Genomic DNA, 23736 nt, shown 5'->3' with positions numbered 1-23736 from the left:
AATGAATTGCCTGTGTTTGCGAGGAAAGATGTTTGCTTATTCTCACATCTCTCAATGCTGTTTCGAGATATCAGAGCAGGGAAGCGACTTCCTTCCAGGGATGGGACCACATGAAAGGGAGAACTACCGCGTGATGTTGAATGAAAAACAGACTAGGCATCTCACTCTTCCACAATGGAAGACGCTCATCAAGCATGTTGATGAGCAGAAAAAAGCTGAGCAGCAGCTCAAAGCCAGCGAGGAGAGCTTTCGCACCCTTGCCGAGACTGTGCCACAACTCGTGTGGACAACCCATCCCGACGGCTTGCACGAGTACACGAACCAGCATTGGCGTGACTACACAGGACCCATGTCTGAACAAATACAGAGATGGGACCATCTTCAGTTCATCCACCCTGATGATCGTGCAGGCAACCAGGCTCTCTGGCAGCATGCCCTGGACACGGGAACCATGTATGAGCACGAAGAACGTCTTAGAAATGGCCAGAATGGAGAGTATCGCTGGTTCTTAACGCGCGCCATGCCGATGCGCGATGATACCGGCCAGATCGTCAAGTGGTTTGGCACCAGCACCGATATCGAAGACCAGAAACGAACGGAGGAATCATTACGCCAGAGTCAGGAGCGTATCCGCGCCCTGATCGACTCCAATATTATCGGAATTACTTCTATCGAGATGGAAGGAGAAGTGCTCGCTGACGCCAATGAAGCGTTTCTTCGTATGACTGGTTATACCCGAGAAGAGGTGCAGAGCAGAACGTTGAGCCGGATGAACATCGTACCCCCAGAACAAGCGCCGCTCTTCGAGCGCTCGATCCAGGAACTCACCGCACGCGGGCAGCACACACCCTTTGAGACCGAACTGGTGTGCCAGGATGGCAGTCGTCTGCCCGTGTTGGTGGGCGGCGTTATCTTCCAGGAGCAGCCGCGCCAGATGGTTGCCTTTATGCTGGATAATTCAGCACGCAAGGAACTGGAGCAGCGCAAGGATGACTTTATTAGCATGGCCAGCCATGAACTGAAGACCCCGCTCACTGCGGTCAAGCTGCAGATCCAACTGGTGCGCAAACGACTCGAAAAGCAATCCCAGCCCGAGGCGGCCACCACGCTTGCCCGGGTGGAGGATCCCGTCAAGCAACTGGAACGCCTGGTCACAGAGTTACTGGATGTCTCCAGGATACAGGCAGGGAGCATTGAGTACCGGCGGGAGCGGGTGGACCTCGACGAGTTGTTGCGAGAGGTCACCGCCACTATCCACCACCTCCATCCCAGCCATACCATCCTGTTCCGTGAGAGCGTGCGGGCCAGCTTAATTGGGGATCGAGACCGACTTGGACAGGTCTTCACCAACCTGATCAGCAATGCCATTAAGTATTCTCCTGACGCCGAGGCAGTTGAGATTGACCTCTCTCCATCCGAAGATGCGGTCACGGTCCATGTCCGCGATCATGGCCTGGGGATCCCGCGCGAACAGCTCGACAAGATTTTTGAGCGCTTTTATCGGGTCACAGATCTGAGGCAGGGAGCGATCCCTGGCCTGGGCATGGGGTTGTACATCGTGGCCGAGATCGTCAAACATCATGGAGGAACCATCACGGTGGACAGCACAGTTGGGAAAGGCTCGACCTTTACGGTGACCCTTCCTCTCATGAGGGATGCCTGAGCAGTTGACGCGCGTGGCGTGCGCGTCAACTGAGATGAGGTAAGCCCTTCAATTTGAATATTACAAGCTATTGACTTACATAGAAAAATATGGTATGCCGATTTCACTGAGGTCAAGCTAGCGCCCAACAAGTACCAAACGAAGAAGCGAGCTCAGCCTCCTCCCAAACCTTTTGAGCATGATGAAAGCTTTCTCGATTTTGTCGCTTTGCTTGATCCTCTTTGCCTCACCCCTTACCAAAAGAAAGGAGCCTAAAGTGAGACGTATTAGACTGCAGCGGGCGACCGCCGACACCGTGCTCTACGGAGCGATCCGCTCAGCAACCCCCCGGCCCGGCATCGACGGTGAACAACTCCGGGCGATCATGCCGACGGCCCGCGATGATGAGCAGGAGGTGGACTCATGACTGAGACAACCGGCAGGGTGGCCTTGGTGACAGGGGCCAGCAGCGGAATCGGTGCGGCCACCGCGCGCCTTCTGGCCGCGCGGGGGATGCGCGTGGTGGTCAACTACCTCCACAGCGGCACGGCAGCCGGGGAAGTCGTGGCCGGCATCAAGGCCGCAAACGGCCAGGCCATGGCCGTGCAGGCCGACGTGCGCGAGGCAGCAGCGGTCGAGAGCATGATCAAGCAGGTCCAGGCGGCATGGGGCGGCATCGACGTGCTCGTGCACAACGCGCTCACCCCATATGTGATTAAGCCGTTCCAGGACATGACGTGGGAAGAACTGGGCGGCAAGCTCGACGACGAGATGCGTGCGGCGTTCACGATCACCAAAGCCGTCCTGCCCACTATGACCGAACAGGGCTGGGGACGCATCATCTATCTCGGTACCGGCCTCAGCCGCCAGCCCCGGGAGGGAATGATCGCACTGGGCACGGCCAAGGCCGACTGGCGCAGTTCGCCCGCTACCTCGCCCAGGAACTGGGCCCGCGAGGCATCACGGTCAACATCGTCGAACCCGGCCCGGTGGAGGACACCCGCATGGCGAATGTGCTCGACATGGAGATCAAAAGACAGCAAGTGGCCACTACCCCCCTGGGCCGCCTGGCATACCCGGACGACGTCGCCCAGGTAGTCGCCTTCTACGCCAGCGAGGACAACGCCTTCATGACTGGCACCACGGCCGCGGTCAACGGCGGAATGTCCATGTACTAACGCCCTGCTGTCTTCCGCACACGGGGCCATACCATCCCGGTCCGGCCGACGGCCGGACCGCATTCGGCACATCGTCACCTCACCGCCATACGCCCGCGGCACGTGCGGGCACATGGCGGTGACACGAGAAAGGAAAAATGTTTATGTATACGATCGATCTCACCTACGTCGGGCGGGGCCTGCACGAGGAACTGGTCGCCTACATCGCCGACCAGCAGGGCTACTACGCCGACGAGGGCGTCCACGTCGCGCTACGCGACGGCTGCTCCTGGGACGAGGAGCGGCTGCGCCACGGCGTCACCATCGGGCTCGGCCGGGCACTACTGTCCCGCCTCACCGATGGAATCCCCTGGGTCACACTCAATGTCAACACCCACCGCCCACTGTTCTGGTTCCTCGCCCGACCAAGCCTGACCTCCCTGGCCGACCTGGCCGGACGACGACTGGCGGTACACGCCCCTCACACAGCACCCGGGTGCTTCGCCCGGATCGTGCTGCGCCAGGTCGGCCTCGACCCGGACCGCGACATCCACACCATCGTACGCTCGCCCGGCGACTACGGCATGGACCTGCGCTGGCTGAACGACGGCAGGATCGACGCCGCCCTGGTCGGCAGCACCATGGCACCGGAGGCGATAGCCGCCGAGCATGGCTGGCAGGTGCTGGCCTGGGTCGGCGACCACTTCCAGATCCCCACTGTAGGCGTGGCCGTCGACCCACCTACATCCACCGGACGACCCGGCGGTCCAGGCCGTCGTACGCGCCCACCGGCACGCCTTGCAGGTGATCCACAACGAACCCGACACCACTGTGCGGTACATCCAGACGTTTCTCGGCCGACACACCGCAGACGAAGCCCGAGCCCACTACGAGACGTTCATCGCGCCGTATTTCACCACCGACGGCCAGGCCGACCTCGCCGTTGGCGCCACCGCGATCACCGCAGTTGCCACCGAACTCGGTGTCCCCGCCACCGTCACCGCAGCCGAGTTCTACCGCACCTCAACCACCACATCATAGGAGCCTGACAACGCCGGCGCTGCCGGGAGCGCACGCAGTACCTCAGACGCATACATACTTTCAATGGATGTGTCCAGCAAAAATCTGTACAAATGCATATAGAGTTGCCTATGCTCTTAGCATATAATTGCCCTTCTCTCTATAACTCAGAGCTGTTATGCTGGGGCAAATAACATTTTATGAGGAGAAAGGCATCTTAATCATGAAAATTGCAGCCCTTTACGATATTCATGGGAATCTGCCGGCGCTCAAGGCGGTACTCAAGGAGCTCGAAAGCATCCAACCAGACGTAATCGTTGTCGGGGGAGATATTGTCTCCGGTCCCATGCCAGGTCAAACGCTGGAATGCCTGCGTCAGCTTGCTGGAAATGTTGTTGCTCTTTGCGGCAATGCGGATCGTGAGGTTGTCACTGTTTTCAATGGCCAGTGCACTGCTGGAGACCTGCCAGAGGATGTGTACGAGATTACCCAGTGGGTCGCCCAACACATAGAGACGGACCAGCGGGATTTCTTGGCGCGCCTTCCAGAACAGGTCACGCTCTCTTTGGGAGAGCTTGGTGAGGTGTTGTTCTGCCATGCCACGCCGTACAGCGATGAGGAGCTCTTTACCCCGCTCACGCCGCCGGACCGGCTCCGTCTGCTTTTTCAGGATGTCAAGCAACCGGTTGTGGTATGCGGACATACCCACATACAATTTGAGTTACACATAGGCGGCGTGCGCGTTCTGAACGCTGGGAGTGTCGGCATGCCTTACGCTGACCATCCAGGAGCGTACTGGCTTTTGCTTGGGCCAGAGGGGAGCGAGTTCCGCAGAACTCCCTACGATCTAGAGGCTGCAGCACAGGCAGTACGAACCAGTGGCTATCCACAGGCACGGGAGTTCGCAGAAGAGAATGTGCTCAAGATTCCGACCGCAGAAGAGGCTATGGAGATTTTTGAACGGAGGGCAGCGGCAGGCTAAGGCCTTAGCGAAGAACCTCCCGATCATAAATACGAATACATCGATGGCATCGCGTCGTTTTTGGCCTTTCCAGTTTTACTTCGTGCAAAGAGAATGGGCTGGTATATTCTTGCTTCCTGCGAGAGGAACAGAACGATTGAAAGGAGTTCTTAGGATGAATGAACCCATCACAACACGGCACGGCGGACCAGACGGAGTGGTCACACCATGGGAGGAGACGCGGCGGGTGCTGGAAACAACCGAGCTGTTCTGTCTCTCAACAGTGCGGGCCGACGGTCGCCCTCACGTCACGCCACTCGTGGCCGTGTGGCACGACGGGGCCATCCACTTTACCGCTACCGACACCGCACAGAAGACTGTCAACCTGCGTGAAAACGCGCACGTCATTCTGACGACCGGCTGCAACCAGAGAGAGGGACTCACCGTGGTGGTTGAGGGCGACGCCGTGCAGATCACCGACCAGGACACACTCGAACGCTTAGCCTCAGTGTGGGCGACCAAGTGGGATGGAGACTGGTCATACCAGGTACGCAACGGTTATTTTTACCTCTACGATGAAGACACACAAAGGGTTCTCACAGATTCGAACCTCGTATTCTCCGTCAAACCCACCAAGGTCTTCGCATTCGCCATAGGCCTCAGCCAGACCCGCTACCAGTTCTAACTACTCGTGTAGCTACGCGACGCGACATGCATTGGCCGCGTTCTGTCTCAACCGATGGAACGCGGCGGTGTTTGAACCTTCACACCATGGCTCATCCTTGATCCCCAAAATAGACGAACCGTGAGCTTATGTACCACAAGGGGATGTTCGTGGGCTGGTTCTATCATTGAGCCAAGAGGTTGATCATTCAGCCAAATTACCAGCTCTTTTTCTTTTCCAGATGGCAAATGTCAGCATTTGCAGAAGCTCTACAACGGGGAGCTTAAAAGAGGTACGCTTCTCAGACGGTGAAACATGTACATCGTGTGCTGCATCGATTGTTGCATGATACGCTGCGCTGGGGTCTGGTGGCGCGCAATGTGTGCGACGCGGTGGATCCACCACGCGTGTACCCAGGTGTGAGATGCAGGTCTTCAATGCCGAGCAGGCCAAACACTTTTTATGTATAGCACAGGAAGATCCACTGGAAGCCCTTTATGTGCTCGCTCTGACAACAGGCATGCGTCAGGGAGAGCTGCTGGGACTCAAATGGGAAGATCTCTCTACCGATATGAAAAAGCTCCAGGTCAAGAGAACAATTGCGCGCATTGGGAGGCTGGGCTTCGTCATCGATGAACCTAAAACGGTAAAAAGCATTGGTACGCTGGTGCGCTCGGTGCAGTGGTAGCGTGCTGGCTCTGAGCGGTCCAGCAAGTAAACCGGATCGCTCAAAATACATCATTGGTTGTTTGTATCCATGTCATTGTGCAGATATTTTTGTTCTCGCCTTGATTTTATGTAAGTGACTAGAGGAAATGTGATGAAAATTCCAGTTGCTGCTCCTAATGCTAGATAAATGATATCAGATGGAACTTGTTGTAAGGAGCGGCCGCCTATCCAGATGTCTGCCATGCAACATGCGAAGCAAAATGCAAAAAATCCGAGGAGTCGATCGCCAAAATCTTTTGTAAACGCTTTAAGCATGATTATTGCCTCATTATCATTATTTATTTCCTAACCATTTTTAATACGATTTTGGCGCTTCAATGAAATACAAGGAGTTTTTTATGGAAGAAAGCATGATCAGGTTATTAGGTGCATTTCTTGATACCCTGTATCTTAATGTCTACCAAACGGATACCAGTTTTCAGGTAGTTAAGAAAAAATTACCTAATGAGCTGAAACTTGAGCTACAACAGATCAAGGAACAGGCGCAAGAGGAAGAAGAAAATATTCCGACACGCTTTTCCTCTGATGGCAAACCATTGCTCATGATGCTGAAGGGGAGCGAGGGCTTCAACTGGATCTTGAGGAATGAGAGCATCAATTTCTGTTGTACCTGGAACAAGGCGGCGAAATCTATAGGCTCTCGCGTCTCATGGGACATAGCAGTGTCGAGGTCACAGAAGAATACTTAAAGGATTTCAATGTGCGTGCTGCTCGGCAAGAACATGGCAAGTTCTCACCTGTCAATACTTTAGATCTGCTTAATAAGAGGAAAAAAGACAAAATAGCTACGTACTAGAGGTATTTTCGTGTCGGAACTTGTGGTCTTCCGACACTAAGTCCTGGTAAAAATTGGCTCTAAAGTTCTACTATTCTGTAGTGGGCTTTGGGGCTTTTTTGGCTTGTGGGGCTGGTTTAGAAGGCGAGTTATTTTTAACGCGCCCAGAGGGATTCGAACCCCCGACACTCGGTTCCGAAGACCGATGCTCTAATCCGCTGAGCTATGGGCGCAACATGTTCAATTTAGCACAACTTGCTGGGGCTGTCAATAGGGTGGAGCGCTATCCACGAGGCAATTGAGCACAGCGGTTTACTTACTACTAGAGGTAGCGCTACCATGCGAGACAATCACCTTTCATCTATCGCGTTGCGAAGTTGACTTTGTTACCTGGTGCAAATTGTTATTCATCTGATGAAACAGTGTGCTTTCTCTCATGAGAAAGCACAATTCATAGTTATATACATATAAACAATAACTATACTTTCTTTATCATTAAATACATTGCTAAATCGCTATCTTGCAGGACTAAAGTCCTATCTTGAATGTGCCTGTCTGGTTGACTATCGTAATTTTTCGATGTCCATGGTAATATTCTTGCAACAGTGTCGAGCATTCCAAGTTCCCCTTCTTGGTAAACAGCCCTATTTCAATGTTGAACATTTTGGTCATTTCTTTTTTATTGTAAACATCACTATTGAAACCTTATATCATTAGTAATGTGGGGGATTTATTACCCAGGGCCGGTACTCCGGTAATTGCGAGGTTCACAGAAATATGAAAACACTTTATTGCACAACTATTACCTCAGGCGCGTTAAATTTGATCCGCAGCTATGAGGGTGAAGTGAGCGGGTGTGAAGCTATTATCTGTCATTATGTTCATGAAGAACCAAGTAGGGATAAACACGGATGTATCGTTGAGAATGCTTTTAAGGTGTACTTCCCAAATAGTGAGGCGATCTGCTATACACTCTCTGGCGAAATTTCTTACGTCTTAAAATAATTTATTATTCGTCAGTATGCTTTACACGAAAAGATCCAGCAGCCATATATGATCTGCTGGATCTTTTTTATATACTATTCGCTTGTGGCAGGGTCATTCAAACAGGGTCCCTTTGAATACGGTGACTGCCTGACCTCCCAGGATGACGCGGTCGCCTTGAAGCTGTACACGAATCAGTCCGCCACGTTTGGAGGCCTGGTAGCCGATGAGGGTGTTACGCTGCAATTTCTGGCTCCAGTAGGGGGCCAGCAAACAATGCGCCGATCCTGTGACGGGATCTTCATTGACACCAACACTGGGACCAAAGAAACGTGAGACAAAGTCGTAATCGGCCCCGGGATTGGCTCGACTGGTGACGATGATGCCGCGCGCGGGGATTTCTTGTAATTGAGTAAGCTTTGGTGTGAGTTCCCTGACTTGCTGCTCGTTCTCTACTTCGACCACATAGTCAAATTTGCCTTTGCCAACCGCAATAGCCTGTACGTTCAGCGCTTCTAGCAGGATCACTGGTGGGGTGACAGCCTGGGGTGGGTCCGCTGGAAAATTGAGCTCAATCCATTCCGTGTTACGCCTGGCGGTCAATATTCCGCTCAAGGTGGAAAAGCGGGCTTCACTATCTGGTGATAGGTACCCTTCTTGCCAGAGTACATGTGCACTGGCCAGGGTGGCGTGCCCACACAATTCCACTTCCACCTCTGGCGTAAACCAGCGTAGCTGAAAACTATCCTCCTGCTGTACCAGAAAGGCTGTCTCCGATAGATTCATTTCAGTGGCGACTTGTTGCATCCATTGGGCATCACGTGGCTCGGCAAGCACACAGACGGCGGCTGGATTGCCTTTAAAAGGACGATCAGTAAAAGCGTCAACCTGGATGATTGTTTGCTCCATCTTTTGCTCCTTACTCATTATACCTGTTGGCGAGATGCTACTTTTTGTATCAGTTGCTCTAGCGGCATAGCGGCTAGCGAGGTGAGACGCAGGTCTGCATGATCCAAAGGAAGTTGACCAGTAATAGGATTGGGAATAGCAACACAGAAGATGCCCGCATTCTGGGCGGCCCGCACCCCGTTTGGAGAGTCTTCGAGGGCAATGGCCTGTTCAGGCCTGGCATCCAATAACTCCAAAGCGGAAAGATAGAGCTCAGGATGAGGCTTGCGGTGTGTGACTTCATCCCCAAATTTCATGGCATCAAATTTATCGTGCAGTCCCAAACGAGTCAGGTGATCTACGACCCACGCGCGTGGTGAACTTGAGGCCACGGCAATCTTCATATCCAGTCGCCGCGCATCTGTAAGATATTGCTCGACTCCTGGTAAGGCAAATTGCGCCTCAATAAGCTCAAGATGGCGCCGTAAACGTCGCTCGGCTAATGAGTCGCGCGGGATGCTCTGTCCGATCAGCGATTCCAGGTAGTTGTGAGGATCAAAGGCATCAAGACCAGTTCCAATACAGATGGCCCATTTTTCCAGGGGGAGATGCTGTTGATATTCGCTATATATTTCTTGCCAGGATTGATAGGCGGAAATTTCGGTATCAAGTATAAGTCCATCAAAATCAAAGACCAATGCGGTTATCATCCAACAACCTTTCGCTTCTCTATATTTCTATATACCTAACAGAACAATCCAACTGATTCTCATCATATCATACTTAATTATCAGCTGTATGGGCATGTAGTCGCTATCCCGGCAGGGCTTTTTAAGTTCATCTTTGCTTTGGCGCCTGTGGCGCCGGATGTGGAGTGTGGCTGGTGGGCGGCCGCGGCCGCCCACCAGCCACACTCCACATCTGAAAGAATGTCCATCTTCTCGCTTGCTCGTGATCTCTGGACGCATTAAAAAAGCATTTAGGACACTAACCATAGAGTGTACTCATTTTATGGCAGCGATATCCATTGCTTCAACTTGAAATTACCTCAAGCACATTCTATACTCAAACTATCCTTGAAATACCATACCAATAACGGATAGTAAATAAAGTTTTGTGTGTGGTGCAAAAAGTTCGCTGTGCGAACTTTTTGCACCACACACAAAACTACTTCTTGAGCGCCGAAGGCGCGCAAATTCAGGCTCGAAGATCGCAGCGATCATGAGGAGCAGTCACACTCTTACAATGGATACTGTACGGAGAGAAGCTAATGAAAATTGCGAAATTAGAATTATTTAAAATTCCGCCGCGCTGGCTCTTTTTAAAAATTACGACCGACGATGGCCTGGAGGGTTGGGGCGAACCAGTTGTGGAAGGCAGGGCCGATACGGTAAAGAGCGCCGTGACCGAGATGGGTGACTACCTGATCGGGCAGGATGCCTCGCACATTGAAGATATCTGGCAAACGCTCTATCGGAGCGGCTTTTACCGTGGAGGACCAGTTCTGACAAGTGCGATTTCGGGTATTGATCAGGCGCTCTGGGATATCAAAGGCAAGAGCCTGGGCGTACCTGTCTACGATCTGCTGGGTGGAGCCGTTCGCGATAAGATGCGTGTCTATTCCTGGATCGGGGGCGATAAAGCCGTAGAGGCAGCGGAACATGCGAAACAACGTGTAGCGGCTGGCTATACAGCACTAAAAATGAATGCAACGGCTGACTTTGAATGGATTGATTCGGCCTTGAAAGTACAGGAGGCGGTCGAGCGCATCGCAGCGGTACGCGAAGCGGTCGGTAATGGCATCGGCCTGGCCGTTGATTTTCATGGTCGCCTGCATCGTGGAATGGCCAAAGTGCTGGCTAAAGAATTAGAGCCATACAAGCTCTTGTTCATTGAGGAGCCGGTCTTACCTGAAAATAATGAAGCCTTGCTTGAGCTGGCCCGGCATACCAGCACGCCTATTGCGACGGGTGAACGGCTCTATACACGCTGGGGCTTCAAATCGTTACTGACCAGTGGGGCGGTGGATATTATTCAACCAGACCTGAGCCATACTGGCGGCATCTGGGAGGGTCGTAAGATCGCGGCGATGGCGGAGGCCTTCGATGTCGCGGTTGCACCGCACTGTCCGTTAGGCCCTCTGACCCTGGCATCTTCCCTGCAACTCGATTTCTGTACCCCGAACGCTTTTATTCAGGAGCAATCCCTGGAAATCCATTATAATCAGCATACCGACCTGCTGGATTATCTGGTGGACCCGACTGTTTTCAAGTATGAAAATGGTTTTGTCGCCAGGCCTACCAAACCAGGCCTGGGGGTTGAAATCAATGAAGCACGAGTCCGTGAAGCGGCCAGCGCTGGTCATCAATGGCATAACCCCGTCTGGCGCAATGTCGACGGTTCTATCACAGAATGGTAACAAGGAGTAGAGGTAGTGGCGACCAGTTCTGGCGAGGATTATATAACCATTACCATTAAGTCCAAAGAACTTTCAGATTGGGTTGAGATACAGTACAATAAGAAATCTATTACTATATTTTTTCTATTGATATCAAAAGGATGTCTGGATGAGTCGTATCTGTGTTTTTGCGGGATCAAATCCGGGCGTTCGGCCCGCGTTTACCGAGGTAGCACAAGAGCTTGGACGGGAGTTGGCCGCTCGCAACATAGGACTGGTCTATGGAGGAGGTCGCCTCGGCTTAATGGGCGCTATTGCAGACGCGACCATGGCAGCTGGCGGCGAGGTCACCGGGGTTCTACCAGAAGGACTTTTTCAGCGTGAAGTTGCCCATGAAAATATAACAAAATTGTATACCGTAAATAGTATGCATGAGCGCAAAGCATTGATGGCCGATCTCTCGGACGCATTTATTGCTCTTCCCGGTGGCTTCGGGACCTTTGATGAACTCTTTGAGATCACGACCTGGGCCCAGATCGGCATTCATAGCAAGCCAATCGGTTTGCTGGATGTAGCTCATTTTTTCACGCCTTTGCTCAATTTGATAAAACATGCATCACAAGAAGGTTTTATTAGTCCATTTCATACCCAGCTTCTGCTCCATTATGAGAAACCTGCGGCGTTACTCGATGCCATAACATCCTATACACCACCACCGCAGCAAGCAAAATGGACAGAGCTTCCGCCAGAAAGATAGTTAAGAGAGTAGTGGGTAGAATAAAAATAAGGAAGATGGCAGCAAGTCTTTGTAATTGTATCTTTCGCACGTCACTAATTTTGCCCGACAACCGTTACATTAAGGTATAACATTATATTCGCATCTTAGCTATCGCATGCGGAAAAGGAGTTCATCATGCCACGAGAAGTCATTCCGCCAGCGGCTCTTGGCCCACGGAACACAACCATTTTAATAGTTGAAGATGATGCAGATATTGCTCAATTTCTGCAACAGTTGATTGAAGAGGAGACACCTTACCATACAACAGTAATTGATAATGGTCAGACTGCACTGGAACAAGCCCCCGGGATTCGACCCTGCCTGATGTTGCTGGATTATCGCTTGCCCAAATTAAACGGTTTGGAGCTCTATGATCGCCTTCAGGCAGAAGAAGAGACACGGGGCGTGCCCGCGATTATGATGAGTGCCACCTTACCGGTAAAAGAGTTAGAACAACGTGGCATCTATCAAATTCGCAAACCAATGGATATAGGTAGTGTGATTCGTATGATCACCCATGCACTGGCTACCTTCGAGGAGAAACGACTGCAAGAACAGTACAATTATCCCTAAAGATTGCCGCGCTAACACCTCATCTGCAGTTTTTGATACAATAAGGATATCCCATAGATCGTGTCTATGGACTAGGCAAACAGTTCAGGAGGGTACTTATCGTGGCAAATAAAGAACAGAAGAAGGTGCAAAAAGCAGCTCCTAAGTCAAATAAGCAGAAAAAAGAAGCTCAGCGTGAGAAAAAAGCTTCTAAATCGGGAAGCTCGCTCTCACTCAAGAAGGAATAGGTTGCTCGCTAGCTCTGGTGAATAAGAGGTTATAATGATACGCTTTTTTGCTCTATCTGCGTACATTCTTTTCACCAGGGCTTTTTTGTGGCCTGGAAAGGCACTATTTAATATCACTTTTCCGGTTTGATTCGTTATTCAATATAAGAGGCAAGCGACCATAGTGGCATGAGGATACTCCCCAATACATACTTGACACTCTTGTTACAATGCGGATGGAATGCTTTTATTACGTCAGGTACCCCCCGCTCAAAGGCGGGGCCTGTATTATGTCCTCAAGCAGATATAACCAGCATAACCAGGCATATATTTTTTGTTGCTTGAGGAGAAAACTTCAGGCCTGAACCTGACCAGCCTCGAAAAAAACACTGAGAAGATGGGCGGTACGCTCTAGAGCATAAGGATCCGCCTATTTCGATGAGAGGAAATGGGGGTGTGCATGCAGCCAATGTCAAATGATGCATATAAACGTAACATGGCCTCGGAACCATGGGCTAACCAGGCCAGACAAACACCAGACGTGTATGAAGGACAAGAAGATCAATGGGCGATTCTTCGTCATGAGGTAGCGGAGGATATGCCAGCTGATGCTGAACATGTGCCATCCAGCTGGGATCAACGCTACACCGATGGAGATGCCCTTTCTCCTCAAGCCCCCTTTGATTTTGAGGCTCCCGAAGAGGCCCCGCACCATGTCGATATTGTTGTGGTTGGCGTCGGTGGCGGTGGTATGAATGCCATTAATCGCATGATCCATACAAATGTGCGCGGTGTGCGCTTTGTGGCGATGAATACCGATGCTCAGGTACTGGCTCTGTGCGAGGCGCCCGATCGTATCTGTCTGGGTCAACACCATACCAAGGGCCTGGGGGCCGGCGGTAATGCCGCTGTCGGTATGCGTGCGGCCACGGAAAGTACCGCGGAGATCCGCGCAGCCCTGGGAGACGCTGATCTCGTTTTTATCGCAGCTGGCATGGGAGGAGGAACCGGCACGGGAGCAGCTCCAGTGGTAGCTTCGATCGCGAAGAAACTAGGGGCGCTGACGGTGGGCATCGTGACCTTACCATTTACTTTCGAGGGCTCACGCCGTAGGCGTATTGCGGAACAAGGTATGGCCGAATTAAGCGCTGAAATTGATGCACTGATCACCATTCCTAACGATCGCCTGCTCAATACCGTGGCCCGCGATCGTAATCTGACCGATGCCTTTAAAGTTGCGGACGATGTTCTGCGCCAGGGTGTCCAGGGCATTGCGGAAGTCATTAATGTGCCTGGTATGATTAATGTCGATTTCGCGGATGTCCGTAGTGTACTCCTGGAGGCGGGAACGGCCTTGATGAGTATCGGGCAGGGAACGGGCCGCAATCGAGCTCAGATTGCAGCCGAAGAGGCTGTTGCCGGTGGCTTCCTGAATGTGACCATCCGTGGTGCTAAGCGCGTGTTGTTTAATATCAGCGGTGGCGAAGATATGACCCTCTTTGAGGTCAATGAGGTGGCTGAGCGTATTGGAGCTTCCATCGACGATGCGGCGGATATTATCTTTGGCGCCGTCATTGATCCTACCCTTACTGATACTATTCGGGTAACCCTGATCGCGGCTGGCATGGAAAATATGCATGGGGCACGGGTTGATGCATCACGCGGCTACCAGACTTCCTCTAATCGTGGCATACCTTCACAGAATAGACCGACGACAGCACCAACATATCCAGGACAGGGAATCAGGCGTACCGGACAAACACCGTTGCCTCCTCCTCTACCCCGTACAGCACCACCGCTTCAGTCGCCCGGTCAACCGGTAGCGCCCCCGCCCACGCAGATGCCGCCTTCGCTACGACCGGCTCATCCTGATCAATCAGAACGCCAGCAGCGCAGCTTAAATGATCTGCGCGGTATTCGTGGAATGGGACAGAGACAGGAACGGGGACCTCGCTATTACCCTACAGCTGGCAATGATGCTCCCATCGATCCACCACCTTTTATTAAACGCTATGATGAGTAAAAAGGGGTAGCGCAAAGGCACTCCAGTGGGAGAAAGAGGCAAAATTGAAGACCGCATCCCGTATAGTAATTTCACCAGAGGGATAAAACGGCAACGGGATGCGGTCTTGTTACGACTGGGAAACAACCCGAATGTTAATGCAATGCTCCTCTCATCATTAGAGACCATGCAATAGTAACAGCCTTGCCGGCCCTAATAAAGAGAGAAAAAAACATCAGCTACTTATTCCTGGCTATCTGAGGCTGTGCGGCCACGTTCGCCGCCCTTCTTCCCAATCCGTGAGTAGAATTCAGAACCTTGCTGACGCTTGGTTGACTCTCCGCCCTTCTTCCCAATCTCAGCGTAGAATTGTGGACCGCGTTTCTCTTTCACCGTCTCGCCACCCTTCTTACCTATCTTCGAGTAGAATTCCGGACCATATTTCTCGCGTACAGCTTGGCCACCATGCTTGGCTTTTTGTGATCCCGGTTCGGGGCCACGTTTATTGTTTGCCATAGAAAGTCCCGCCTCTCTTAAACTTCGTACCCACGTTTACCCAACATATTAGCGGTGAGACATTCTACATTCAGAACATCTCGCTGCTTCCCTACTGCGACTGATGTTCACGCGCCTGCGCCACACGATTAGCAACCAGCGCCGCTGTGATACCAGCGCCAACACCGTTATCGATATTGACGACTGAAAGTCCTGGCGCACACGTTTGCAACATCGAAAGCAATGCGGCAACCCCATTGCCGCCTAGACCATAGCCAATCGACGTTGGTAACCCAATAACTGGAACTGGCACCAGCCCTGCGATAACTGAAGGTAAAGCTCCATCCATACCCGCAGCAACGATAATCACATCCACCTCATTTGAGAGCAGTTCACGCAATGGCCCAAACAAGCGATGAAGCCCTGCGACCCCTACATCATAGATAGTTGTGACCTGGCAACCCATCTCTTCCGCGATGAGTCCCGCTTCTTCCGCTACTGGAATATCTGATGTTCCGGCACTGATCACACCAACATGACCGCCGGTCTTTTTACGCACATAATCAGGGCGGTAAATCGCCATAGCACGAGCCGCCGCAAGCGTACGAACAGTGTAGGCTTGAAACTCTTTCTGGAGAGGAAGTACCGAGTCGGGGCGCAAGCGACTGATGATCGCACGCCCGGTCCCGGCTAAGAGGCCATGCGCCATTGAAATAATCTGCGCCGTCTCTTTGGTTGCCCCTAAAATGACTTCGGGAGCACCTTTCCGCTGCTCGCGTCCAGGATCAGGACGAGTATGGATGGCAGAAGAGGGTTCAGTCTGTGCATCTTTCGCTGGTTGCAACTGTGCGTCATCGGGATGATTAGAACTGACAAACTCAGATCCTTGCTCAGTTTTTCCCATATGAAGTGCGTTGTGCCCGAATGGTTCTTCCCCGAGCAACTGATTAAAGAGTTCGAATTGTCTATCAATTTCGTGATTCACAAAAGTAATACCTCAAATCGATCAGTGCACAATGATTAGTCATCTGCATCCTACAACCAGTCACAGTGTAACACAGTCCAACTTATTCAGCAAGCCAACGGTAGCACATTCTCAGGGCTTCGCAAAAGTCAGAGTAACCAAGCAAGGGCCTCCTCTGGGTGAGATGCAAATCGCCGGATTTGACGAGCCACATTGGAAACCTGATGCATATCCATCAAGGAGAGCACGAGCGAGTTGAGTACGGCAAGCATTTGAGCGACAGGAGGAACGCGAACGCCACATCGGTCTTCTCCCAACGTCACATCACGGCGCCCATGGAGACGATTTTCCACCGCCCAGTGGTCGCGGATGAGGCGGAAAAGCCGCTGGATCGAACACTGTTCTCGGCTCAAGGTCGTCAATCCGTACACGACCTCTACGCTCCTTTTCTCTGCCGTCTTGCGTTCCCGTTGTAATCGAAAGACCTGCCCAACTTCTCCCCATTCTCGATCCAGAAACTCGTTGAGGTCCGGTGAGGTGAGCAGGTGGCGCCGCTCCAGTCGGCCATGACCTTTTTCGACCTGTTCATAGGAGTGCCAGGTGCTTCGATCAGCGTGTGGATCTTCGAAAAAGAGTTCCAGATCCTCTCGAGTCACGGGCGTATTGTCTTTGATGATCAGAATCACCTCTCCTCCTGCCCGTTTTACCATGCGTCCAAACGCATGATAACTTTGAGCAGCATCGACGGTGAAAATGCGCCCTTTGCAGAGCACTTCGGTCAACAGCGGCTTGAGGGCACTGACTTCATTCTGCTTGTCGGCAATTGGACACTGATGCAAGACAATTCCTGTTTGCACTTCATACACATGCAACACATGCCTCTGCGGCTTTTCTCCTCCATAGCTCTGCTGACCGGTTCCCCGCAACACTTTGCCATCAATGGCCACATGAACAGCGCGCTGCTCTGCCAGCATCGCGAGACGACTGGGTTCGTCACCACATCGGCTTTCTGCCTCCTGCCGTAGCAACCAATCTCGAAATCGTTCATTGATCTGCTGGCTCTCCAACCGAGCGAGCGCATATTTGTACGTATTGGCACACGGCATACGCTTCCACTTCACGTTCAACTGCTCGCGCAGCCTCTCTCCTTGGTCTCGCGCCCAATCGCTGGCTCCCAACAGGCTTTTCATCCCAGCCAGTTTGGCCAGGATCAGCACGATGAGCACGTCCGCTAACGCATATTGCTTCCCTCGGGCTGCCCGCTGATCAGGGATCTGCGCACAGATGTCGTACAACGAACGCAGATGCGATGGGCTTACTTCTTGAATGGTCTTGCTTTCCGTTTTCAGTGTGCTATATTCCATGCAGAGTCTTTCCTCGAATGACCTTGATTTTTTTTTCATTCTACTGGATTGACTCTTCTTTTTCACCTCCCCGGACTTTTGCGAAGCCCTGAGCACATTCTTACTCATAAGTGGCTATTCGTTGTTTTTCCTACATTTGCAGTACTGTTGGTTGTGACTATGCATGGTCGCAGATAATGATACCAGGACGTATGGCCTAGTTGGCTATCACAGCTATGATATACTGTATGTGATCCCAGGGGGAGCCCGCTATATCTATCTCTGTGACGCGGTGAGGCCGCATCACCCAATCATTATGCGTTGTCGTTTCTTATTCAAGTAGAACGTAGAAAATTCATTTAGAGTGCTATGAAAAAAACGTCACTATTTTTAATGAGCGCTTTGCTCCTGACACTCCTGGTTACTTTGTCCGCATGCGGACCCACTATTGCTGTGAACCAACCAAAGGCACAGCCGACAGTGACTATTAATAAGTCTTTTCAAAAAGGAATACCAGCCATCCCAAAGTTATCGAAATATCTTTGTGGAGCCTGGTCGTCCGCTAATAATCCCAACACCTATGGTGTCATTACTATCTATGCCCGTTTGACCCAAAATGTCAAGCCTGTACCCGGTGCATCCGCCCAGGCAACTGCCCATTTCGCCTATGGCGATCTCAATCTGGACCAGGCTCCGGTCAGCGATAGCGGCGGCTATGTCAGCTTTGTACTGCAACTTCAGGGTCAACAGCCTCGCATGACCGCCGCCACCGTCGATGTCTCATTTAACGTCGACGGCAAAACGGTTGCCTGCACCCCGGCTTTCTTTACGCCACAATAAGAACAGGACAGACAGAGTCCGGGGATTTACAGCCATCACATTCAATCAGGGGACGCTGGTCACGATGTCCCCTGGCTGGGCAGGCGCTTGTTGACAGCCCGGACAGAAGTGCGCACTCCTCTGAGCAATCACCATACGCTCGATGATTGTGCCACACCGACTACAGGGCTTGCCTTCCTGATGATAGACGTGCACATGGTTAAAGTTGTCGCCGGCCTCTCCCCAGAGATCCCGATAATCGTTAAACGATGTCCCCCCATGCTCAATGCCCAGGGTTAATACCGAGATGATACCCGTGTGTAATACTTGTATCTCCTCTGGCGTCAGGCTATCCGCCCGGCGCAAGGGATGAATATGGGCATAAAATAACGCTTCATCAGCATAAATATTGCCCACGCCTGCGACAACGGTCTGATCCAACAGCACCTGTTTAATGCCGGTTCTACGGCCTTTCAGGGCGGCGCTAAAGCGCTCAACCGAAAAATCAGCTCCCAGGGGCTCTGGTCCCAGTCCTTTGAGTGCTTCTTGCTCACGCTCCTGTGGCCATAGACCAATTTTGCCAAATTTTCTTGGATCAGTAAAGAGCAGGCAGCGTCCATCCTCAAAAACAAAACAGACCCGGCAATACTTCATTTCAGAGTTGTAAGCTGAACCCTCTTCACCACCTGCGCGAAAAGTAGGACCTTTGGTATACCAGGCCGCACGATCCTGCTCGCGCAGACTGGTATCCAGTTCCCAGCCCGCTGGTAGCAACAGGAAATTGCCAGTCATACGTCGATGAATGGAGAGAAAGACATCGCCACTCAGATCAACCAGCAAATACTTGCCACGCCTGCGCACACTTTCAATGCGGCGGCCGGCTACCTCGACAAGAAAATCAGGAACGGGAGGATAGCTGATGGTGCGCTCCCAGAAGACGTATGCCTCCCGGATGGTCGCCCCCACGACAGAAGCGCGCAATTGGCGCGCGGTATATTCAACTTCAGGTAGTTCTGGCATAAGTGTACAATTTCTATATCTATAAAGCCTCAACCTTCGCTGGATCAAGGCCTGGCTACAAATATACCAACAAAGTGCATTTACAGCTTAGTATTCAATCCACATTTCGTCAAGTCTTGCCCCTTAAGATGGCTGCTCCGCTAACTCCCAGGCGGTATAGCCAACTTCGGTATCTTCAATCAGCACGCTATTGGATAGGCGTGCCACACGTTGGGCAACCACAACATCGCCGGCGGCTCCTGAGAAGTTGCCGGCGAAAGCTAGCAAGAGATAGGAAGCGGGGCCAGGATAAAATATGGTGACGAGGATTCCTAATAGGGTTAACACAATCAATGGGGCCAGGCCAACGGCGAGGTAGTGATTGCGCCGAAAGAGTTGCTGGCGCGCTCCACAGTAGAGGGCAAGGGGTAGTTTGGCGCCAAAGTGTGGCTGCCCTCCCCATAAGGCAAAGACAGCGCCATGAATCAATTCATGCACACAGAGGATGAGCAGGTAACCAATCACATTGAGAATAATCCAGCTGATCACACTGAGAGGGGTGAGTGGAGCCAGCCAGAGCTGATAATGCCAGTGGTAGGATAATAGGTTCAGGATGACGAAAAAGAGCCCACCCCAGATAAACATCTGTAGACTCAACACGGCCAATGGACGCAGCTGCTCACCTTCAAGTAAGGCCAGTTCTTCTTTCTTTTCCAGGTGACCACTATCAATTAAAAGCTGTTGTTCATCCCTCTGCCGGGCATGAAATCGATCGATCAAGAATAGTGCCATAAAAAATATATTCCCCTCGCTTCTCCACTATCATATCACATCCACATCGGGGACAGACAGAGAAGTGCGAGAGACAAAAATTTAGTGGATTTTGATTTCAGGTGGCAGGTTGAGCAATGACTCTTCTATTTCCTGCCATTCCAGTTGTTCCGCCTCCGGACTGGCGAGCCGCTTTTCAGATCGTGAGGAATCTTGCATCCGCCGCAGCACACGCTGACGGAAACCATCAAAAAATTCTTTTTGCCGTCCCGGAGGTGGCATGATGTGCAGGGCAATCTTTTCGGGATCATAAAATTCATCCGGATTAAAGGCCAGCGAGACCAGATTAGTATAGCCACGAACCAGGGATAGTCGCGCTTCCGGAGCAAAGTAATCAACCTGGGTACTTGAGAGTAGCAGGCATCCAGCAACGCGACAGGCATGCATAATAGGACAGGCCACCGCGCTGACTTCATGTTCAACCTGATATGCTGGCAGAAATGTCTTGTTTGCCTGTAGATCCCCAATGTGTTCCAGGCGACATGAGACGGTAACATGGCCAGCCAGTGACTCTGCTCCTAGCAGCAATGCTTTCTCTTCTAGATCTCCACCCCATGGGGGCGTCCCCAGGCCAACACTCTCACGCAAACTTCGTATTTTTTCATCACGTGGTGGCATACAACGTACCACGGTTATAGCCATGCCTACGCCTTCAGGGTCCAGTTGCCGTAGCGCCTGTTGCAACACTAACCGTGTAATTGACCAGAAACGCAACAGGTCGGGGATGCTCGCCCTGGCATCTAATACTTCCATGATAAACTTATAAGGGATTTCCTGCTCGGAAATATCAATCTCAAAATCAGAGACATCTGATGAATATTTCTCTAGCAGAGTCTGTAACTGGCTACGTTGCTGTTTAGGGATGGCACGCAACAGTTGACGCATATTATGAGGACGAGGAGAAGACTCACCACTTACCCAGCGATTCAAGGTTACCGCATGCACTCCGATTTCAGTGGCGATGCGATCACGTTCAGCCGTATTGCTGATAATACTGCCTAGAAACTCGCGCCAATCCATGGCGTCCTCCATGTTTTCTTTTTAAAACTCAGGGACGATCAAGAGTTGCTATTCGCTGCCCCTCATCATAGCAGACGAGGTTAAAAATGTCAAAAAATCTACATGAAGCGATAATAAATGTTTAATGCTCGCTTGTATGGGATTACAAGATCGGCATACGTTCCTGGCTTTGGCTCTAACACCCATCCATGATATGCTATTGAAAAGCATTTGGAAACACCGCCTGGACGCGCGATAAAAACTGAAATACCTTGTAAACCCACCTGCGGTATAAGCAGTGAGCAAGATAAAAAGGATAAGCGATGATTGATATTTGTATATTAGGTACCTGTGGTATGATGCCTCTGCCCGGGCGCTGGCTCTCCTGTGCGCTGGTACGCAATGGTTCAACACTCACGTTATTCGACTGCGGCGAGGGCACACAGATTCCCTGGAAATCTCTGGGTTGGGGCTTTCGTCAATTGGGGGCGATCTGCTTATCGCATATGCACGCGGACCATGTCGCTGGCTTACCAGGCGTCCTGTTCATGGTCGCACATGCCGGGCGTACTGAACCGCTACACATTTATGGTCCCGCAGGTACAGGCTATATAATTGAAGGCCTGAGACGCATCGCTCCAGAATTGCCTTATCCCATTTTGATCCATGAACTCAAAGGACAGGAAGAGTTTTCATTACCGGGTGGTCTGCAAGCGACCAGTGCTCCCGCCAACCATGGCATCCCTTGCCTGGCCTACCGGGTTGAACTGGCACGTCGACCAGCCTTCCAGGCGGCAAAGGCCCAGGAACTCGGTCTACCAGTCCAGTTATGGTCGCACTTACAGCATGGAGAGACGGTAGAGCATCAAGGCCAGACCATTCTGCCAGAACAGGTATTGGGTCCACCACGACGTGGGATCTCATTTGCCTATATCACTGATACGCGCCCAACACAGCAGCTGACTGCGTTGGCCAGAGATGTGGATCTATTGATCTGTGAAAGTATGTATGATAATCCGGAGGATCTGCCATTGGCCAAAAGCAACTCCCATATGCTGGCTACAGAGAGCGCGGGGATCGCGCGGGCCGCCGGGGCTCATGAATTAGTGTTGACCCATTTCAGTCCTAAAATCCATGATACCCGCCAGGCAGAGAAAGCGGCGCGTGCCGTCTTTGAGAGAACACGTGCCGCGAAAGAGGGTATGGTCATTTCGCTAGATTTTTCTGATGAACTGGTAAATGCTCCAACTGCTAACTAGCCTCGGAGAGCGGATGTGACTTTACCTCAGGTTCGGTAATGACCTCGCTATCCTCACTGTCCTGCATCACTGGAGGTAGTTGCTTGAGATAAAGATCAAAAAATGCCGTCACTCTGCGCATATATTCCGCTCGATCAGAAAAGTATGCTCCACAATGCTCAACATTCTGTATCAACCAGAGCTCCTTTGGCTCAGCCGCAGCCTGGTATAGAAGGGGAGCATCGTGAGGATCAACGATGGTATCTTTCATACCATGAATAATCATCACTGGTCGCGGAGCAATGCGCCCGATATCACGCAAGGGTTCAACCTGATTAAAATGATAGCCAGCACGTAGCCAGAGCATCAGGTCCGTTACCCAATCAAAGATGATGAAGGGAAGATGCAAGGTTCGGCGCACCGCATACTCAACTACGCGACGATGGGTTGCAAACGCGCTGTCGGCCACCAGAGCCTCGATCTCAGGAGAACGTGCCGTACCCATAATTGAGACGGCCGCACCCATAGAATAACCCACGGCCCCAAATCGCGTATCGGGGGAGCGTTGTTTGGCATAAGCCACAGCGCCCAGAAAATCATTGATCTCGCGATAGCCGAGGGTCACTGGCATGCCTACGACAGTCCCATGCCCATAGTATTCAAAGACCAGGACATTATGGCCAGCCTTCCATAATAAAGCACATAAACCCAGGACATCTGAGCGGCTTCCTCGATAGCCAGGAGACACAATAATGGTCGTGGTAGCATCAGGATGAGGAACGTACCAGCCGTTGACCTGATGGTCGTTGTGCAAAGAAGGAAATGTCACATCCTCTGCGGGAATCCCTAACTCGAAAGGACTAAATGTGTAAAGTGCAAATGTGGCCAGGCGCTTCGGTCGTATCAATGTTTCAACGATATAGATACCGACCCCAAGAATAACCGCCAGAATTCCTGCACTTCCCCCTAAACTTCCCCATAAAAAGCTCTTCAATGAAGGGCGGGGACGTCGTACGTTCGACAATTTGAACATAGAAATCCACAACCTTTCTAATATAAAAAATTTACTGTATATATTAGAACAAATTTCTCCCACGTTATATGCCCGCTATCTACACATCATCATCCCAATTATATAACTACTTTAGCATAAGTAGTCTTTCTAATGGAGTTTCTACCATTAAGATACGATCTTTGGCCATTTAAAGACGCAGTAAAAATATATTCCCAGCAGTTATGTATCATATCACAAACATGAATTGCATTTATAG

General features: G+C 51.5%; 21 protein-coding genes, 1 tRNA gene and 3 pseudogenes. 15 read left to right on the top strand and 10 right to left on the bottom strand.

The window, feature by feature from the left end:
- Positions 1 to 172: 172 nt before the first annotated feature.
- The 8 genes and pseudogenes from EL645_RS18235 to EL645_RS18205 form a co-directional block, all read left to right on the top strand.
- A pseudogene (locus tag EL645_RS18235) lies at positions 173 to 1663 on the top strand (PAS domain-containing sensor histidine kinase); the annotation flags it as partial.
- 256 nt (positions 1664 to 1919) lie between these two features.
- Positions 1920 to 2069, top strand: coding sequence for a hypothetical protein (locus tag EL645_RS39360; protein ID WP_161977458.1), 150 nt, complete (start codon positions 1920 to 1922; stop codon positions 2067 to 2069).
- Positions 2066 to 2751 (top strand): annotated as a pseudogene (locus EL645_RS18230) (SDR family NAD(P)-dependent oxidoreductase); the annotation flags it as partial. The gene EL645_RS39360 and the pseudogene EL645_RS18230, both read left to right, overlap by 4 nt.
- Before the next feature lie 212 nt (positions 2752 to 2963).
- Positions 2964 to 3840 (top strand): annotated as a pseudogene (locus EL645_RS18225) (ABC transporter substrate-binding protein).
- A gap of 202 nt (positions 3841 to 4042) precedes the next feature.
- The gene (locus EL645_RS18220) at positions 4043 to 4801 is read left to right on the top strand and encodes a metallophosphoesterase family protein (protein ID WP_126551822.1); all 759 of its coding nucleotides are present in this window, start codon (positions 4043 to 4045) and stop codon (positions 4799 to 4801) included.
- Positions 4802 to 4955: 154 nt separating this feature from the next.
- Entirely contained in the window at positions 4956 to 5465 is a 510-nt protein-coding gene (locus EL645_RS18215; protein WP_126551821.1) for a pyridoxamine 5'-phosphate oxidase family protein, read from the top strand.
- 361 nt (positions 5466 to 5826) lie between these two features.
- The gene (locus EL645_RS18210; protein ID WP_126551820.1) at positions 5827 to 6132 is read left to right on the top strand and encodes a tyrosine-type recombinase/integrase; all 306 of its coding nucleotides are present in this window, start codon (positions 5827 to 5829) and stop codon (positions 6130 to 6132) included.
- Positions 6133 to 6511: 379 nt separating this feature from the next.
- On the top strand, positions 6512 to 6862 hold the full coding sequence (locus EL645_RS18205) for a hypothetical protein (protein ID WP_126551819.1): 351 nt from the start codon (positions 6512 to 6514) through the stop codon (positions 6860 to 6862).
- A gap of 245 nt (positions 6863 to 7107) precedes the next feature.
- Here the strand turns inward: EL645_RS18205 and EL645_RS18200 are convergent.
- The 3 genes from EL645_RS18200 to EL645_RS18190 all read right to left on the bottom strand — a co-directional run bounded on the left by EL645_RS18200 (position 7108) and on the right by EL645_RS18190 (position 9530).
- A tRNA-Arg gene (locus tag EL645_RS18200) sits at positions 7108 to 7181 on the bottom strand.
- A gap of 865 nt (positions 7182 to 8046) precedes the next feature.
- Positions 8047 to 8841, bottom strand: coding sequence for a PhzF family phenazine biosynthesis protein (locus tag EL645_RS18195; RefSeq protein ID WP_126551818.1), 795 nt, complete (start codon positions 8839 to 8841; stop codon positions 8047 to 8049).
- A 17-nt stretch (positions 8842 to 8858) separates the two neighbouring features.
- Positions 8859 to 9530: an HAD family hydrolase gene (locus tag EL645_RS18190; protein WP_126551817.1), complete on the bottom strand. Its 672-nt coding sequence runs from the start codon at positions 9528 to 9530 to the stop codon at positions 8859 to 8861.
- Positions 9531 to 10090: 560 nt separating this feature from the next.
- Here EL645_RS18190 and dgoD point away from each other — a divergent pair.
- From dgoD to ftsZ, 5 genes are all read left to right on the top strand, one after another.
- Complete coding sequence (gene dgoD, locus EL645_RS18185) at positions 10091 to 11239, top strand: galactonate dehydratase (protein ID WP_126551816.1); 1149 nt, start codon at positions 10091 to 10093, stop codon at positions 11237 to 11239.
- Between the two features lie 148 nt (positions 11240 to 11387).
- Positions 11388 to 11975 carry an LOG family protein gene (locus EL645_RS18180; RefSeq protein WP_126551815.1) on the top strand — a complete coding sequence of 196 codons (588 nt, stop codon included), beginning with the start codon at positions 11388 to 11390 and terminating at the stop codon, positions 11973 to 11975.
- Between the two features lie 156 nt (positions 11976 to 12131).
- Positions 12132 to 12569 carry a response regulator gene (locus EL645_RS18175; RefSeq protein WP_126551814.1) on the top strand — a complete coding sequence of 146 codons (438 nt, stop codon included), beginning with the start codon at positions 12132 to 12134 and terminating at the stop codon, positions 12567 to 12569.
- 101 nt (positions 12570 to 12670) lie between these two features.
- On the top strand, positions 12671 to 12796 hold the full coding sequence (locus tag EL645_RS44300) for a hypothetical protein (RefSeq protein ID WP_281276323.1): 126 nt from the start codon (positions 12671 to 12673) through the stop codon (positions 12794 to 12796).
- A gap of 439 nt (positions 12797 to 13235) precedes the next feature.
- The gene (gene ftsZ / locus EL645_RS18170) at positions 13236 to 14798 is read left to right on the top strand and encodes a cell division protein FtsZ (protein ID WP_218031910.1); all 1563 of its coding nucleotides are present in this window, start codon (positions 13236 to 13238) and stop codon (positions 14796 to 14798) included.
- A gap of 222 nt (positions 14799 to 15020) precedes the next feature.
- Here ftsZ and EL645_RS18165 read toward each other — a convergent pair whose 3' ends face one another.
- The 3 genes from EL645_RS18165 to EL645_RS18155 form a co-directional block, all read right to left on the bottom strand.
- The gene (locus EL645_RS18165; RefSeq protein WP_126551813.1) at positions 15021 to 15293 is read right to left on the bottom strand and encodes a KGG domain-containing protein; all 273 of its coding nucleotides are present in this window, start codon (positions 15291 to 15293) and stop codon (positions 15021 to 15023) included.
- Between the two features lie 91 nt (positions 15294 to 15384).
- Positions 15385 to 16257 (bottom strand): nickel pincer cofactor biosynthesis protein LarB, encoded by an 873-nt coding sequence (gene larB / locus EL645_RS18160; protein ID WP_246035398.1) that lies wholly within the window; start codon positions 16255 to 16257, stop codon positions 15385 to 15387.
- A gap of 128 nt (positions 16258 to 16385) precedes the next feature.
- Positions 16386 to 17600 carry an ISAs1 family transposase gene (locus EL645_RS18155; RefSeq protein ID WP_246035309.1) on the bottom strand — a complete coding sequence of 405 codons (1215 nt, stop codon included), beginning with the start codon at positions 17598 to 17600 and terminating at the stop codon, positions 16386 to 16388.
- 348 nt (positions 17601 to 17948) lie between these two features.
- Here EL645_RS18155 and EL645_RS18150 point away from each other — a divergent pair, with 348 nt between their 5' ends.
- Positions 17949 to 18419, top strand: coding sequence for a hypothetical protein (locus EL645_RS18150; protein WP_126551812.1), 471 nt, complete (start codon positions 17949 to 17951; stop codon positions 18417 to 18419).
- Between the two features lie 45 nt (positions 18420 to 18464).
- Here EL645_RS18150 and mutM read toward each other — a convergent pair whose 3' ends face one another.
- From mutM to EL645_RS18135, 3 genes are all read right to left on the bottom strand, one after another.
- Entirely contained in the window at positions 18465 to 19418 is a 954-nt protein-coding gene (gene mutM / locus EL645_RS18145; RefSeq protein WP_126551811.1) for a DNA-formamidopyrimidine glycosylase, read from the bottom strand.
- 123 nt (positions 19419 to 19541) lie between these two features.
- Positions 19542 to 20189, bottom strand: a complete 648-nt coding sequence (locus EL645_RS18140) for a DUF3267 domain-containing protein (RefSeq protein WP_126551810.1) — start codon at positions 20187 to 20189, stop codon at positions 19542 to 19544.
- Between the two features lie 81 nt (positions 20190 to 20270).
- Positions 20271 to 21248 carry a hypothetical protein gene (locus tag EL645_RS18135; RefSeq protein ID WP_136625235.1) on the bottom strand — a complete coding sequence of 326 codons (978 nt, stop codon included), beginning with the start codon at positions 21246 to 21248 and terminating at the stop codon, positions 20271 to 20273.
- A gap of 302 nt (positions 21249 to 21550) precedes the next feature.
- Between EL645_RS18135 and EL645_RS18130 the strand changes: the two genes are divergently transcribed.
- A complete protein-coding gene (locus EL645_RS18130; RefSeq protein WP_126551808.1) occupies positions 21551 to 22486 on the top strand; it encodes a ribonuclease Z in 936 nt (311 codons plus the stop codon).
- On the opposite strand, the gene EL645_RS18125 is transcribed toward EL645_RS18130, so the two are convergent.
- Positions 22479 to 23498: an alpha/beta hydrolase gene (locus tag EL645_RS18125; RefSeq protein ID WP_126551807.1), complete on the bottom strand. Its 1020-nt coding sequence runs from the start codon at positions 23496 to 23498 to the stop codon at positions 22479 to 22481. The two genes, EL645_RS18130 and EL645_RS18125, sit on opposite strands and share 8 nt — an antisense overlap.
- Positions 23499 to 23736: the final 238 nt, after the last annotated feature.

Origin of the sequence: Dictyobacter kobayashii (assembly GCF_003967555.1) — a bacterium.
In the GTDB taxonomy this organism is placed as follows: Bacteria; Chloroflexota; Ktedonobacteria; order Ktedonobacterales; family Ktedonobacteraceae; genus Dictyobacter; species Dictyobacter kobayashii.
The sequence above is the reverse complement of the archived record's forward strand: the minus strand, read 5'-3'. Positions and strand labels throughout refer to the sequence as shown.